1 protein-coding gene is annotated in these 1,122 nt (G+C 30.5%); it reads right to left on the minus strand.

What is annotated here, in order from left to right; translation table 11 throughout:
• Window positions 1-1,078, minus strand: a 1,078-nt coding sequence (locus WFZ86_RS20085; protein WP_342693605.1) for an IS4 family transposase, incomplete at its 3' end; no start/stop codon positions are given.
• Window positions 1,079-1,122: the final 44 nt, after the last annotated feature.

Raw genomic sequence — 1,122 nt, forward strand, 5'->3', positions numbered from 1 at the left:
AAAACATATTGTTTTCCAAAGATTTAAATCCTGTCAAAAGAAATTTTGACAAATAATCTAATCCATACTTGAAAACACTTACTGCTCTTCTGCCATGTTTTTTTATTATTATTTTCTGGATGTATTCATCCAAATAGTCGCCAATTTTATAACACCATACAAAAGCAATCATTGTTAGAGAAAATAGTTTTTCTAATCTTTTTAAATCCGTCACATGTGTGTCTTCTATGTTAAAACCACTACTTTTTAAACCTCTAAAAAGAGTTTCAATTTGCCCTCTTTGTTTATAATAAACCATTGCTTGTTCTGGTTTATTGAATGATACAATAATTAAAAATTCTATTTTCCCATCCCTAGCAATGGTCTTGTTCCCAGAAAGATAGCATTTTTGACCATGTAACTCCACAATTCTCGGATAGTGGTGAAACTCGCCTATTTTTAAATTATTGAACAACCAAAAAGCCTTAATCTCTTCCTGTTTTTGATAAGAATAAATTTTGAAATTATTTCTGATTCTAATATAATACCTAATATTGTTTTGGTTTAGAAACTCTAACCATTTATCCCCAACAAACTCTCTATCAGCCAAGAGACAATCTATACTTTGCCTCCCGAACCATTCTGTGTAGGTTTTGATTAAATCAATCCTCTCTTGTATATCTGAATTTCCTCGTTTATCCAACATTTTGAACATCAATGGAAATGCAACTTTTTTATAACTGACTCCCAACATTAGAATGTTGATATTTTTAGTTCCGAACTTCCAATTGGTTCTATCTAAAACCAATACCAAATCGCATCTTACCGGTAATACATTGAATATCAAAGAAGAAACTATTTTCATAGGAAAGTCAAATTCCTTCATGAATCTTTGAACCCTCCTATAAGAGCTATTTTTATTGGCGGTTGTATCAAATCCCGATGCTAACCTATCATAATTAACTGTTTTTATTTTGCATAAAGCCGTTATAAATAAACAAATGAGCTTGACCCTTGCTAAATTGAGTTTCCCTTTGAAATGACCTTGTAAAACTGAAATAAGCTCTGTATCTTTACCCTCAAGACAGGTATTCTTCATTATAAAAATTATGTCGTAATAATTCTATAATGTACGAAATATCA

This window comes from Flavobacterium polysaccharolyticum, from assembly GCF_038739875.1.
Classification (GTDB): Bacteria; Bacteroidota; Bacteroidia; order Flavobacteriales; family Flavobacteriaceae; genus Flavobacterium; species Flavobacterium polysaccharolyticum.